Origin of the sequence: Gottfriedia luciferensis (assembly GCF_002156865.1) — a bacterium.
GTDB classification, from domain to species: domain Bacteria; phylum Bacillota; class Bacilli; order Bacillales; family Bacillaceae_G; genus Gottfriedia; species Gottfriedia luciferensis.
Window position 1 is genome coordinate 1 of record NZ_NCTA01000065.1, and the last position, 12,983, is coordinate 12,983.

15 protein-coding genes are annotated in these 12,983 nt (G+C 31.5%); 11 read left to right on the plus strand and 4 right to left on the minus strand.

Features of this window, described 5'->3' with window-relative positions:
• Positions 1 to 136: 136 nt before the first annotated feature.
• From B7R67_RS20980 to B7R67_RS21000, 5 genes are all read left to right on the plus strand, one after another.
• Positions 137 to 925: a class I SAM-dependent methyltransferase gene (locus B7R67_RS20980; protein ID WP_088072943.1), complete on the plus strand. Its 789-nt coding sequence runs from the start codon at positions 137 to 139 to the stop codon at positions 923 to 925.
• 59 nt (positions 926 to 984) lie between these two features.
• Complete coding sequence (locus B7R67_RS20985; RefSeq protein ID WP_088072944.1) at positions 985 to 1,779, plus strand: thymidylate synthase; 795 nt, start codon at positions 985 to 987, stop codon at positions 1,777 to 1,779.
• A complete protein-coding gene (locus tag B7R67_RS20990) occupies positions 1,776 to 2,258 on the plus strand; it encodes a dihydrofolate reductase (RefSeq protein ID WP_088072945.1) in 483 nt (160 codons plus the stop codon). The genes B7R67_RS20985 and B7R67_RS20990 overlap by 4 nt, the downstream gene beginning before the upstream one ends.
• Positions 2,259 to 2,367: 109 nt before the next feature.
• Positions 2,368 to 3,024: an FMN-dependent NADH-azoreductase gene (locus tag B7R67_RS20995; protein WP_088072946.1), complete on the plus strand. Its 657-nt coding sequence runs from the start codon at positions 2,368 to 2,370 to the stop codon at positions 3,022 to 3,024.
• 212 nt (positions 3,025 to 3,236) lie between these two features.
• Positions 3,237 to 3,944: a lysophospholipid acyltransferase family protein gene (locus B7R67_RS21000; protein WP_088072947.1), complete on the plus strand. Its 708-nt coding sequence runs from the start codon at positions 3,237 to 3,239 to the stop codon at positions 3,942 to 3,944.
• A gap of 369 nt (positions 3,945 to 4,313) precedes the next feature.
• On the opposite strand, the gene B7R67_RS21005 is transcribed toward B7R67_RS21000, so the two are convergent.
• Both B7R67_RS21005 and trhA read right to left on the minus strand, forming a co-directional pair.
• The gene (locus B7R67_RS21005; protein ID WP_088072948.1) at positions 4,314 to 4,844 is read right to left on the minus strand and encodes a cysteine hydrolase family protein; all 531 of its coding nucleotides are present in this window, start codon (positions 4,842 to 4,844) and stop codon (positions 4,314 to 4,316) included.
• A gap of 79 nt (positions 4,845 to 4,923) precedes the next feature.
• Positions 4,924 to 5,550 (minus strand): PAQR family membrane homeostasis protein TrhA, encoded by a 627-nt coding sequence (gene trhA, locus B7R67_RS21010; protein WP_088072949.1) that lies wholly within the window; start codon positions 5,548 to 5,550, stop codon positions 4,924 to 4,926.
• 263 nt (positions 5,551 to 5,813) lie between these two features.
• Between trhA and iadA the strand changes: the two genes are divergently transcribed.
• From iadA to B7R67_RS21030, 4 genes are all read left to right on the plus strand, one after another.
• Positions 5,814 to 6,983, plus strand: a complete 1,170-nt coding sequence (iadA, locus tag B7R67_RS21015) for a beta-aspartyl-peptidase (protein WP_088072950.1) — start codon at positions 5,814 to 5,816, stop codon at positions 6,981 to 6,983.
• Positions 6,984 to 7,114: 131 nt separating this feature from the next.
• On the plus strand, positions 7,115 to 8,161 hold the full coding sequence (locus B7R67_RS21020) for a BMP family lipoprotein (protein WP_088072951.1): 1,047 nt from the start codon (positions 7,115 to 7,117) through the stop codon (positions 8,159 to 8,161).
• A 178-nt stretch (positions 8,162 to 8,339) separates the two neighbouring features.
• The gene (locus tag B7R67_RS21025; RefSeq protein ID WP_088072957.1) at positions 8,340 to 8,525 is read left to right on the plus strand and encodes a twin-arginine translocase TatA/TatE family subunit; all 186 of its coding nucleotides are present in this window, start codon (positions 8,340 to 8,342) and stop codon (positions 8,523 to 8,525) included.
• A gap of 245 nt (positions 8,526 to 8,770) precedes the next feature.
• A complete protein-coding gene (locus tag B7R67_RS21030; protein WP_088072952.1) occupies positions 8,771 to 9,613 on the plus strand; it encodes a DegV family protein in 843 nt (280 codons plus the stop codon).
• A gap of 174 nt (positions 9,614 to 9,787) precedes the next feature.
• Here B7R67_RS21030 and B7R67_RS21035 read toward each other — a convergent pair whose 3' ends face one another.
• The gene (locus B7R67_RS21035; protein WP_088072953.1) at positions 9,788 to 10,738 is read right to left on the minus strand and encodes an MBL fold metallo-hydrolase; all 951 of its coding nucleotides are present in this window, start codon (positions 10,736 to 10,738) and stop codon (positions 9,788 to 9,790) included.
• Positions 10,739 to 10,909: 171 nt separating this feature from the next.
• Here B7R67_RS21035 and B7R67_RS21040 point away from each other — a divergent pair, with 171 nt between their 5' ends.
• Complete coding sequence (locus B7R67_RS21040; protein WP_088072954.1) at positions 10,910 to 11,494, plus strand: SCO family protein; 585 nt, start codon at positions 10,910 to 10,912, stop codon at positions 11,492 to 11,494.
• Between the two features lie 390 nt (positions 11,495 to 11,884).
• On the opposite strand, the gene B7R67_RS21045 is transcribed toward B7R67_RS21040, so the two are convergent.
• Positions 11,885 to 12,370, minus strand: coding sequence for an Hsp20/alpha crystallin family protein (locus B7R67_RS21045; protein ID WP_158095161.1), 486 nt, complete (start codon positions 12,368 to 12,370; stop codon positions 11,885 to 11,887).
• A gap of 244 nt (positions 12,371 to 12,614) precedes the next feature.
• Here B7R67_RS21045 and B7R67_RS21050 point away from each other — a divergent pair.
• A partial coding sequence (locus B7R67_RS21050; RefSeq protein WP_158095162.1) for a GNAT family N-acetyltransferase occupies positions 12,615 to 12,983 on the plus strand: 369 nt, incomplete at its 3' end.

A 12,983-nucleotide genomic window follows, 5' to 3' on the forward strand; every position in this document is an offset into this window, starting at 1 on the left:
GGTAACTCCGCTCCTCGCCAGGCTTCGCGCCTCGAAAGACAAGCGTTTTCAATCAGTCTGAAAATCAGATAAATAGAACTTTGTCTACACACTGAAAAGAGGATATTTCCTCTTTTTTCTTAATTTAAGGAGAAACATGATTATTACGACTTGCTTAAGACCAGATTGGAATATAAAAGAGGAAGCTGAAAAAATTGCTTTAGATTTAGATGGAAAACTAATACTCCGAAAAGAACTTAGCATTGAAGAACTGTATGCCAAATGGAAACAACCGATACTAATACTAGGGAAAAATAGATTAGAATGGTATGAAAATGACAAAGTAATTCCTTATTTTTTCCATCCGAATTCCTCCGTATTTAGAATAAGGCGGCTAATGAAAGGTGAGCATGATCCATTTTGTGATGCTTGCTTATTAAATAGAGGAGATTCTCTACTAGATTGTACCCTCGGAATGGCATCGGATAGTATAGTTGCAAGCTATGTAGTAGGAGACCAAGGTAAAGTTGTAGGGTTAGAGAAAAATCGTATTATTGCTTATTTAACTTCAAGCGGTTTAAAAACCAACAAACAAAATATTAAAAACTGGTCTGATATAATTAACAATATAGAAGTAGTAAATATTGATTATAAAAACTATTTAAGATCACTGCCAGATCAAGCATTTGATATTGTCTATTTCGATCCAATGTTTGAAAAAAATATCGAAGCTTCTACAGGAATTGCAGCTTTAAAAAATTTAGCATCATATGATGATCTTTCGGATGAAGTTATGAACGAAGCAAAGCGAGTTGCAAAGAAGAGAGTTGTTATAAAGGATCATTTTCGAAGTGAAAGATTTAAAAAATACGGATTTAAGCAATTAATACGTAAATCAGCGGAATTTCATTTTGGCTATATTGAAAGCAGTAAAGAAGATTCTTAAGATACAATAGTACATCGATAAATTATCTGTCCAAAACGGTATTTAATTAGGAGGCCTTTATGAAGCAATATTTAGATTTATGTAAACATGTTTTAGAAAACGGTATGACAAAAACAGACCGAACGGGTACTGGAACAATTAGTACATTTGGTTATCAAATGCGATTTAATTTAAAAGAAGGCTTTCCTTTAGTAACGACTAAGAAAGTACATTTAAAATCAATCATTCATGAATTGTTATGGTTTTTAAAAGGTGATACGAATATTCGCTATTTACAAGAAAATGGCGTTCGTATTTGGAATGAATGGGCTGATGAAAATGGTGACTTAGGCCCTGTATATGGTCATCAATGGAGATCTTGGAAAGCGCCAGATGGTTCTACAATTGATCAGATTACTGATGTAATCAATCAAATAAAAACGAATCCAGATTCACGTAGATTAATTGTATCAGCTTGGAATGTTGGAGAAATTGATCAAATGGCATTGGCACCTTGTCATTGTTTTTTCCAGTTTTATGTGAACGATGGAAAACTATCTTGTCAGCTTTATCAAAGAAGCGCCGACATTTTTTTAGGCGTTCCATTTAATATTGCTTCATATGCACTTTTAACTATGATGATTGCACAAGTATGTGAATTAGAATTAGGTGATTTTGTTCATACATTTGGCGATGCACATATTTACACAAATCATTTAGAGCAAATTAATTTGCAATTATCGAGAGAACCTCATAATTTACCGACAATGAAGTTAAATCCGGAAATCAAGAACATTTTTGATTTTACATTTGATGATTTTACATTAGAAGACTATGAAAGTCATCCTGCAATTAAAGGGGTTGTAAGTGTATGATCGCTGCAATGGTTGCAATGTCTGAAAATAATGTGATTGGATTAAATAATGAAATGCCTTGGTACTTACCAGATGAACTAGCTTATTTTAAAAAGGTTACGACTGGGCATGCCATCATAATGGGAAGAAAAACTTTTGACTCAATTGGTAGACCCCTACCTAATCGAGAAAATATTGTAGTGACAAGACAGAAAGATTACCAGCCTGAAGGTGTAACTGTCATAAACGATGTAGTAAGTTATTTAGAAGAAAATCAAAATAAAGATCTATTTATTATTGGTGGTGCAGAAATCTTTCATTTAACATTTCCCTATTTAGATACGCTCTATATAACGGAAATTGAGCATGAGTTTGAGGGAGATACTTTTTTTCCGGCTTTTTCAAAAGAAGATTGGAAAATTAAATCTGTTTCAGATTTACAGATTGATGAGAAATCAAAAATAAAATATAAATATTTAGTTTATGAAAAAAAGAATTGACATCTTTAATTTGAGATATTATTATGAAGATAAGGGATTTGGTTATCCCTTAATTTTCTATAATATATCTCGAATTAAAGATAATTGAAACTGAGAGGAAGATTTTAAGATGACAAAATTACTTTATATTACTGCAAATCCAAATGCGATTGAAAATTCATTTGGTCTTTCTGTAGGGGAAGCATTTATTAATGAATACAAAAAAGTTAATCCGGAAAATGAAGTAATTCATTTTGACCTATTTAAAGAAAACGTACCTATGTTAGATGGTAATGTATTCGATGCATGGGGTAAATTAGCTAACGGTACTTCTTTTGAAGAATTAAGTGCAGATCAACAAGCTACTTTAGCTGCAATGGGTCGCAACTTAGAAATTTTCACAGAAGCTGATGAATACGTGTTTGTTACACCATTTTGGAACTTTAGTTTCCCATCAGTAGTAAAAAACTTTATTGATAATATTTCAATTGCTGGTAAAACATTCAAATATACTGAAAACGGTCCTGTAGGATTACTTGAAAATAAAAAAGCTTTACACATTCAAGCTAGTGGTGGCGTATACTCTGAAGGTCCAGCTGCTGGAATTAACTTCTCAAGCCCATACTTAACAAGCATTTTAAACTTCGTTGGTGTAACTGATGTGACAACATTATTTGTAGAAGGTATGGCGGCAATGCCTGATAAAGCACAAGACATTAAAGCAAACGCGATCGAAAAAGCGAAAGTACTAGCTGCAGAATTCAGTGGTGCAAAAGTTTCGAACTAAAGATTCACAAAATAAAAGAATCGGCTTATAATAGTCGATTCTTTTTTTTATTAAGGTTCTGTTCTTGTAAATTGTTGATTAGATACAAAAAATAAAACTTTTTTTAACATAGCCTTATAAATGACAGATTAAACAAACATAATGAATAATACTTTTCAAGAGGTTGGGCATTTTGTATAATAATTAACATACTCAATTATCGGAGGATTAATATGTTTCGCACAATATATGCTGCAACACGCATTGTTATTGGTGTAATTGAAGCAAAGCTAAAATTATCATCAGTAAAAAAATTACCAAAAGATTTACCTGTACCTGAAAGAGATCGAAAAATGCATGTTTTTCCAGACTACTTCGGAAAAATGATGATCGGATGTACAGGTAGTACTGTAAAAGTTGAAGGATTAGAAAATATTCCGAGAGATCAATCTGTCTTATTTGTAAGTAATCATCAAAGTAATTTTGATATTCCATTATTATTAGGTTATTTAAATAAGCCAATTGGATTTATTGCAAAAATTGAAATTACAAAGCTGCCAATTGTACCAGATTGGATGGAACAAATGCATTGCGTATTTATGGACAGAAGCGATCGAAGACAATCTTTAAAAGCTATTAAAGATGGAGTTGATAAACTTAAAAACGGTCATTCATTAGTTATTTTCCCAGAGGGGACAAGAAGTAAATCTAGTAAATTAGGTGAGTTTAAATCTGGAAGTCTTCATTTAGCGACAAAATCAGGTGTTCCGGTCATCCCTTTAAAAATAGAAGGTACATATAATATTTTAGAGGCAAATGGTAATCGAATTAAACCTGCGAATGTAACCCTAAAAGTATTTCCACCAGTTTATCCAGAACAAATAGGTATTACAGATGCTAAAGAACTAACGAATTATGTAAAAGAAATTATTGAATCATAAAAAAGAAGCGCCATTTTGAAAAAAATGAGCGCTTTTTTTAGGCTCAGGTAAAGTAAATTGTTGATTTTCTTAAAAACTAAATGACAGGAAAGTTGAATAATGTTTAAAAAAATAGATAAGGATGGGGAATTAAAAGAGGATGCATACGTAGATTCAATAAATAACTTCAACTGTTATTAGAACGACGATACATATTAAATAACAAAAGTAAGAAGTATTGCATTATATGAAGAGAAAACAGCGAAATTTTAAGTAGATATTGAGAATTAAATGGGCACACAAATTTAGTAGAAATTTAATTGTTAAAGAACCTTATAGAAGGTTTTTTCTGGATATTTTTTAACGATTTTGAATTTACATTCCAGTTACTTAAAACTCAATTTCATCTGCCTTTTTTATAACACTAAACCATTGACCTAGTATGTCATTGTGGTGATCTATAATCTGAGATGCAGGTAATATTTTGGAATTGTATGTACTATGTCCATCTTTAACAAGGATAACTTCATATCCAAGACTATAAGCACGACGGCATGTTGCATCTACACAAACATCGGATCGAATACCGGTAATGACGATTCGCTTTATTTTTCTTGCAACCAATTCTTGATGAAGATTTGTCATATGAAAAGAATCAGGATAATCTTTTTCAATAATGATGTCTTTTGCTGATGGAGTAATTGATGAATGAATTTCCCATCCTGAAGTTCCTTTCTCTAGAGGCTTTCCTGGTCCATCATTATACTTCATGTAAACGATTGGGGTCTCGGTCAAACGAGCATTTGAAATTAGTAATCGGACATTCTTTAATAGTTCATCTCCTTTAAATAATGGTTCTGCCTTCCGAAATGAACCAGCTTGAATATCTACTATTAACAATGCAGTGTTGGTTTCATGCACGAATATACCTCCGATTCTTTATCTAGGTTAATGTTTACATACACTAGCTAAATACATAAATAAGTAAGAAAAATTCTTTTTAATTTACTAACTTTATCACACAAATATACATTGAGGCACTTCCTAATAATACAAATAAATGCCAAATTGCATGACTGTATGGAAGTCTTTTCTTTAGGAAAAATATTGTGCCAACAGAGTAGAATAAACCACCAAGTAATAAATAGAAAAAACCAAAACCAGATAAACCATTATAAATTGGTTTTATTGCAATGATCATAAGCCAACCCATAATTAAATAAACAATCGTTGAAAATAACTCAAATCGATTAACGTAAATGAATTTAAAGATTACTCCAGAAATCGCTAAGCACCATATGATCGTTAATAATGACCAGCCAAATGTTCCTCTTAAAGTTACTAGTAAAAATGGTGTATAAGTACCTGCTATTAATAAATAGATTGCTGAATGATCCAATATCGTAAAAAGTCTTACGAGTTTTGGATTCCGAACACTATGAAGTAATGTCGAACAAAGATATAGTATAAACATTGTTGAGCCATAGATTGTAAATGATATCAGATGCCAAGGTGTTCCATTATTAATAGCTCTATAAATTAAATAAAATAGCGCAGGAATACTCATTAATGCACCAATCCCGTGAGTAATAGCATTTGCTAATTCTTCTTTCATAGTTCTACTCATAAAAGCCTCCTAGAATAAATCAAATCATTTTTATCCATGTGAGTATTATGAACAATAATACTATTTTCATGTTTACAAAAAAATTTAAGCTGTATGTATATTTTAGACTTGATGTTTGACTACGTTTTATGAGAAAAGTGATGAGGTTGTTTTACTTAGCAATCACTTAGATCCTCAAGGAATAACGATGCCTCAGGGCTGATTATTTTTTTAGTTTTATATGATAATCTGAAATTATCTTATTTAAAAAATCGGAGGTAGTTATGTTACTAATAAAAAATGGAGAAGTTTTCGCTCCAGAAGCACTCGGAAAGAATGATATTTTAATTTCAAATGAAAAAATTGAATATGTTGATAAAGAAATTGACTTTCAATCTTCTTCTGTGCCTATACAAATATTGGATGCATCAAACTACTATATTGTGCCTGGCTTTATTGATTCCCATGTTCATCTAATTGGCGGTGGTGGTGAGGGTGGTTTTAAAACAAGAACCCCTGAATTGTTGCTTTCTGACTGTGTCAAAGGTGGAATTACTACAGTCATAGGTGTACTAGGTACAGATGGAACAACAAGGACAATGACTAGCTTAATTGCCAAATGCAGAGCTCTTGAAGAAGAAGGGATAACATCATTTGTTTATACTGGCTCATACCAAACTCCAGTCAAAACGGTTCTTACTAAAATTGAAGAAGATATTATTTTAATTGACAAAATTATTGGAGTGGGTGAAATTGCAATTTCAGACCATCGATCATCCCAACCTACTAAAGACGAATTAGCTAGAATTGCAGCACAGGCACGTAATGGCGGCTTGCTTTCTGGTAAAGCAGGAATTGTTAACGTACATATAGGTGATGGTCAAAAAATGTTATCTATGATTGAAGAGATTGTGGAAGAAACTGAGTTACCAATCACTCAATTTTATCCAACGCATATTAATCGTAATGGTTATTTGTTTGAGTCGGGAATTAGATATGCAAAGAAGGGTGGATATGTAGATTTTACAACGAGTACAATTCCACATTTCATTGATAAAGGTGAGGTAAAGTGTAGCGTAGGTTTAAAAAGAATGCTTGATGCAGGAGTAGACATTAAACAAATCACATTTACATCTGATGCTCAAGGTAGCCTTCCTGATTTTAATGAAAATGGTGAATTAATTGGAATGAAGGTTGGGAATGTTAACAGTCTTTATGCTGAAGTAAAAGATGCAATAATAAATGAAAATATTTCGATTGAGAATGCAATTAGTGTAATTACAAGAAATCCAGCCAAAATTTTAAAATTACATAATAAGGGACAAATTAAGAATCGTTTTGATGCGGATTTAGTTTTTCTAAATAAAAATACGTTAGAAATCGAAACAGTAATTTCTAAAGGGAAAATTATGATGTTAGATAAACAGATCTTAATAAAAGGATCATTCGAATAAGGAAATCTTTTTATTAGTAGGTTAAAAATTAGACAATACCGTCTAATTACTAACCTACTAATTTTTTTTCGCATAAAAGCATAATTCTAAAATCATACTAAAAATAATTGCATTCTAATGAGGTGGAAAATTTGTACATTAAAAGGACTGCATTAATCTTAATCTCGATCATTGCAGTCGTGTTAACGGCTTGTAGTGATAAACAAAATTCTAAAGATTCATTTATGATCGGAATTGTTTCAAATTCGAATGGAAAAAATGATAGTTATTTAAACAGTGTTGCAATGAAAGGTATTACTAAATTTGCAAATGAAGAGAATCTAAAAAGAAATAAAGCTTATAAGTATATAGAAACAACAAGTAGTAAAAAATTCAAAAAAAAAATCACTAAAATGGCTAAAGCAAATTATACTTTAATTATTGGAATTGGTAGTAATTTATCGAATGCAATGAATTCGGTTGCAGAAAAATATAAGAACGTAAATTTTGGTGTGATTGATTCTAGCGTTGATCAACCAAATGTGATTAGTGTAAATTTCTCAGAACAAGACGGAAGTTTTCTAGCTGGTGTGATTGCAGCTATGAAAACAAAAACAAATAAGGTAGGATTTATTGGCGGGGCCAACAATGAAATAATCAATCGATATAAATATGGATTTATTTCAGGGGTTAAATCGATTAATAAAGATATAGAAGTACTCACTAAATATTCAAAAACGTTTAGTGATCCAAAAAAAGGTGCTGAAATTGCAGAAGATTTTTATCATCAAAATGTAGATATTATTTTACCTGTTACTGGATTAACTGCGAAAGGTGTGTTTAATACAGCTAAAAAAATTAAACATTCAAATCAAGGTGATGTTTGGGTAATAGGAGTTGATCGCAATCAATATAAGCAAGGGTTACCTGAAAATGTAACACTTTTCTCTATTGTAAAAGAAGTAGATGAAGCGGTTTATGACCTAGCTAGACAAGTGAAAAGTAATCAATTTCATGGAGGAAAAACACTTATATACGGTTTAAATGAGGACGGAATTAAATTAATTATGGCAAATGGCAACGTAGATAACAAAATTTTAATGAAAGTAAAAGATTTTAGGGAAAAAATTAGTACAGGTTCATTAATCGTTCCAAGTAGTAAAAAAGAATATAATCAATTCAAGGATCAGATTTTATAAGTTTTATCTCATTTTAAAAAAAAACGAATAATTTTATTATGTAAACTACCAGTTCAACGAAATTAATTTTTTAAAAATTCATTGAAAATATTTGACGAATGGACAAATTTTTGACAATATTACTATATAAGGAAAATTTAGTACTTACTTATTAATAGTGGATGGAAGTTGGGGGAAAATAATGGCTAATATAGGCTTTCCAGGTTTAATATTAATTCTAATTTTAGCTTTAATTATATTTGGACCAAAAAAATTACCTGAAATCGGAAGGGCATTTGGGGACACTCTTAGAGAATTCAAGCGTTCTACTCAAGGCCTTACAAATGATCTTTTAGAAGATAAAGACGAAAAAAACAACAAATAAATAGATAAAGAACTCGGTGTAACACCGAGTTTTTTATTTTGTCAAAATTGATAACGAATATTATAATTCATTCCTTTAGATTAAAAAATTATGTCAATACTGTTTATGAATTTTTTTTGAAATTTAATGGGAATTTAATATTTACTGTTAACTGTATTTAAAAATGATATAATTAAATTACTTGCAAAAAATGTTTATTTTTGTAGAAAGTCCTTTAGAAATATAGAAAAGAGAGATGTGAAACAATGGCAAACATTAAGATTGTAACTGACTCAACAGCCGACTTATTAAAAGAAGATATTGAAAATTTAAATATAACAATCATTCCTTTATCGATCCAAATAAATGGTGAAACGTATTTAGACGGTGTCGATATTTCACCAAAGCAATTTATAGATGAAATGCAAAAATCAGTTGAGTTACCAAAGACATCTCAGCCAGCAGTAGGAACTTTTGTCGAATTGTATGAAAAATTAACTGCAGATGGTAGTAAAGTTATCTCAATCCATTTATCTAGTGGATTAAGTGGTACTTATTCAACTGCTTGTGCAGCATCTAGTATGGTAGATGGGGATGTAACAGTAATTGATTCTGCTTTTATAACAAGAGCTATGGCATTCCAAGTACTCGAGGCAGCAAAAATGGCTGACGAAGGTTCGACTGTTGAAGAAATTGTCACACGCATTACTGAAATTAAAAATAATACGTATTTATATATAATGGTAGATACACTTGAAAATTTAGTTAAAGGTGGAAGAATTGGTAAAGGTAAGGCTTTTATCGGATCACTACTAAATATTAAACCGATTGCTTCTCTAGAAGGAGGGGTCTATTCTCCAGTTGGAAAAGCTCGAAGTCATACGCAAGTTGTAAAAACACTTACAAAGTATTTTGAACAAGATACAAACGGAAAAACAATAAAAGGTGTAGGAATTGCACATGCAGATGCTCCTGAACTTGCGGACACGATTAAAAATTCAATTCAACAGCTAACAAACATTGAAATCAATAAAACCTACTATACGACCCCTGTAATCAGTACACACACAGGAAAAGGCGCAATAGGATTTGTTTTTTATGCCGAATAAATAAAGATCAGGTTAGACAAAGTCCTATCTGATTATCAGACACATTGAAAACGCTTGTCTTTCGAGACGAAGTTTGGCGAGGAGCGGAGTTACTTTTATACGGTAATGAGAACCGCTCAGCAGGCGAAGCAACGAAGAAAGCGAGCGTTTAGCGGGCAGTCTGAAAGAAGAAGCTTAGTAAAAGGCTTCTTCTTTTTTTGTTACAATCATTGAATGGTGAATCGTTTCACCTAGTAAAGCAATTTTAAGCTTCTTAGTGTTTAATTTTTTTCTTTGCCATTCTGAACATAAACGTTCTAAGGCTTCAAATGGAGTATCATCTGCAAGTTTAAATGTACCATAATGCATTGGGATAAATAACTTTGCATTTAAATCCAAAAATGCTTGAACAGCTTCTTCAGGTGACATATGGTTGTATTTCATAAACCATTCTGGTTCATATGCACCAATAGGGATTAATGCAGTATCAATTTGAAATTTTTTACCGATTTCTTTAAAACCAGAAAAATATGCACTGTCACCAACATGATACAAACAATCTTTGGATGATTTAAAAACAAATCCACCCCAATGTGATTTATTGCGGTCAAAGGGTGTTCTTTTCGTCCAATGTTGAGCAGGTACAAATGATATATTTACCCCGGAAAAATCTTTTGATTCCCACCAGTTCATTTCATGGACATTTTTAAATCCTCTAATTGTAAACTTTTGCTTCAGTCCAATTGGTAAAATAAATAATGTGTCTTTTGAAAAACTACGTATTGTATTGAAATCGAGATGATCATAATGACCATGTGAAATACAAATTATGTCGATCGATGGGAGGTCAGATAAAGATAAGCCTGGCTGTGTCAATCTTTTTTTAAAAGCCATTTGATTAGCATAAACTGGATCCGTTAATATATTGACTCCATTCATTTGAATTAAAAATGTAGAATGTCCAATCCAAGTAATTGTTGTTTCATGGCGGTTAGTTTTTAAAAAAGATGTTTGTTTATGAGAGCATTGTTGAATTACATTACTGTAATCCTTTCTTTTTTTACCTCTTTCAATTCCGCATTTGATAAAATCTTTAAAAGTTTTTTGATAACTCGTATCTAAGTTATTAAATTTTTTCTTTGGCATTACCACTCAACCTTTCGAAGATTTTTAATCAATATGTTTAGTTTAACTTTTAATTATGAAAATATTATTTGAAAAATTTTAAATTGATATGTTTTTTAGATTTAAATTATTAGAAAGGTACATTCTGTTTTGATACAATGGACAAGTATAATGCAACTTAGGGGGATAAAAATGAAGAAAAATACTGTATTCATAGCAATAATAATGATCTTATGTCTTTCATTATTAAGTGGTTGTGGCAATAAAATTGATAATCCTTTAAATTGGGATTTAGAAAAATTTACATACACTAATCAAGAAGGTAAATCTTTTGGAACAAAGAATTTAAAAGGGAAAGTTTGGCTTGCTGATTTTATTTTTACGAGTTGTGAAACAGTATGTCCGCCAATGACAGCAAATATGGCAAAACTTCAACAAAAGGCGGCAGAAAAGAAATTGAATGTGGATTTTATCTCATTTAGTATCGACCCAGAAGTTGATACTCCACAATTGTTAACTAATTTTGCAAATAAATTTAATGTGAATTTCAATAATTGGAATTTCTTAACAGGATATTCTCAGAACCATATTGAAAAGTTTGCATCAGAAAATTTTAAAACAATCGTAAAAAAACCAGAAAACAATTCACAAGTCATACATGGTACGCGTTTTTATTTAATTGATCAAAAAGGAAAAATTGTTAAAGAATACAGTGGCGTAAGTAACGTACCATTTGATGAAATTTTATCTGATATCAAAATATTAACAGACAAATAATAATCAGAGTTAAAGAAAAAGAGAGTTAATTGGAATAAAAGTAAAGCTAATATTATGTAATAAAAAACTGAGTTTCGATAAAGAATCTCAGTTTTTTTATTTTTAGGCTAAAATATCAACCCAGTCGCTTCCACATTTCAGTCTGTCTAGTTCCAGCTCCTAGCCCCTCGAGGTCATAAGCCAAAGTCCAACAAAGGTTAAAAAGCCAACCTTCATCGGCCTTCGTCTTATGCTTGTCGGGTCTAAACAGTCGCTTCCACTTTTCAGTCTGTCTAGTTCCGCAAGTTAGCTCTTCGGTAATATTCCAATAATCTTCGAAGTGGAAAAATCACCACTTCTTCAGATTATTGGAAATATTCCCTTCAGAGCTGAGCAAACTTGCTCCACATTTCAATCTAAAAAGATTTGTTTTTGGTATTCTGGTAATTTTGTCCCTTTAATGACAAGTAACCCGTTTTCGTAAGTTGCTGAAGCAGTTGCTGCGTTGATTGGGAATGGTAGTTTTACAATCCTTTGGGATTGGCTATAGGAATATTTTTTGAACGAATAGTTTGATTGATCGTCTAGTACTTCAGTAGTGTCATCAGTTTTTAAGCCGATAGTTAAGTTCGTTCCTTCAAGGTCCATATATATTTGTTCTTTATTAACTCCTGGCATACTTGCTTGAATAATTAAGTCAGCACCGTTTTCAATAATCTCTACTCCAATTGAAGAAAAAACACCATGTTTATGGAAGAATTTATCGATTTCATCGAAAATATTTCGTATCGGGGATTGATCAATTAATCCATCCACCTTTTTTAAATAATGTTGAAAATCAATAGATGAAAGTGTTTGCTTTTCATCTTGAGTGTTGTTTTTATCTTGTTCACTCACGTTTATACCTCCTATCATTCTGACTAACGCAGTATATGTATTAAACGTTTACCCTGTGCAAGTACTAAAGGGCAGGAAGAGCAGGAAAGGTAGGAAGGGCAGGAAGGCGGGAAAGGCGGGAAAGGCAGGAAAGCAGAAAAGGAATAAAAGTGGAGAAATTACTTTGAGGAAATCAATAAAAACTTACGAGAATTGTTTTGTATATTGTAAAATGATTATAGAAGTAAAGTTGAGAAGGGGAAGAATGATGGAGATAACATTTGCAACGAAAGAAGATGTAAAAGAAATAGTTATGATTTATAATGATGCGATTCTTAACACGACTGCTACTTTTGACACGGAAATTAAAACAGAAGATGAAATGTTAGTATGGTTTCAAAATCATTCTGAACGATATCCTGTCATTGTTTCCAAAGAAAATGGTGTGGTAACTGGATATTGTTCACTTACACAATTTAAAGAAAAAGACGCATATAAAAATACTGTAGAGTTATCGGTTTATATTCATCCTGAACATCGTCGCAAAGGACTTGCTAAAGCATTAATGGTCGAAATGATTGAAACTGCAAAAAAATTAGGCCATTTCACAATGATTTCTTGTATTACGAGTGGA

What these genes read in the sequence shown, in the direction of transcription:
- B7R67_RS20990 (WP_088072945.1), top strand. Translation starts at nt 1,776, where the DNA reads ATGATCGCTGCAATGGTTGCAATGTCTGAAAATAATGTGATTGGATTA.
- B7R67_RS20985 (WP_088072944.1), top strand. Translation starts at nt 985, where the DNA reads ATGAAGCAATATTTAGATTTATGTAAACATGTTTTAGAAAACGGTATG.
- B7R67_RS21000 (WP_088072947.1), top strand. Translation starts at nt 3,237, where the DNA reads ATGTTTCGCACAATATATGCTGCAACACGCATTGTTATTGGTGTAATT.
- trhA (WP_088072949.1), bottom strand. Translation starts at nt 5,550, where the DNA reads ATGAGTAGAACTATGAAAGAAGAATTAGCAAATGCTATTACTCACGGG.
- B7R67_RS21035 (WP_088072953.1), bottom strand. Translation starts at nt 10,738, where the DNA reads ATGCCAAAGAAAAAATTTAATAACTTAGATACGAGTTATCAAAAAACT.
- B7R67_RS21030 (WP_088072952.1), top strand. Translation starts at nt 8,771, where the DNA reads ATGGCAAACATTAAGATTGTAACTGACTCAACAGCCGACTTATTAAAA.
- B7R67_RS20980 (WP_088072943.1), top strand. Translation starts at nt 137, where the DNA reads ATGATTATTACGACTTGCTTAAGACCAGATTGGAATATAAAAGAGGAA.
- B7R67_RS20995 (WP_088072946.1), top strand. Translation starts at nt 2,368, where the DNA reads ATGACAAAATTACTTTATATTACTGCAAATCCAAATGCGATTGAAAAT.
- B7R67_RS21040 (WP_088072954.1), top strand. Translation starts at nt 10,910, where the DNA reads ATGAAGAAAAATACTGTATTCATAGCAATAATAATGATCTTATGTCTT.
- iadA (WP_088072950.1), top strand. Translation starts at nt 5,814, where the DNA reads ATGTTACTAATAAAAAATGGAGAAGTTTTCGCTCCAGAAGCACTCGGA.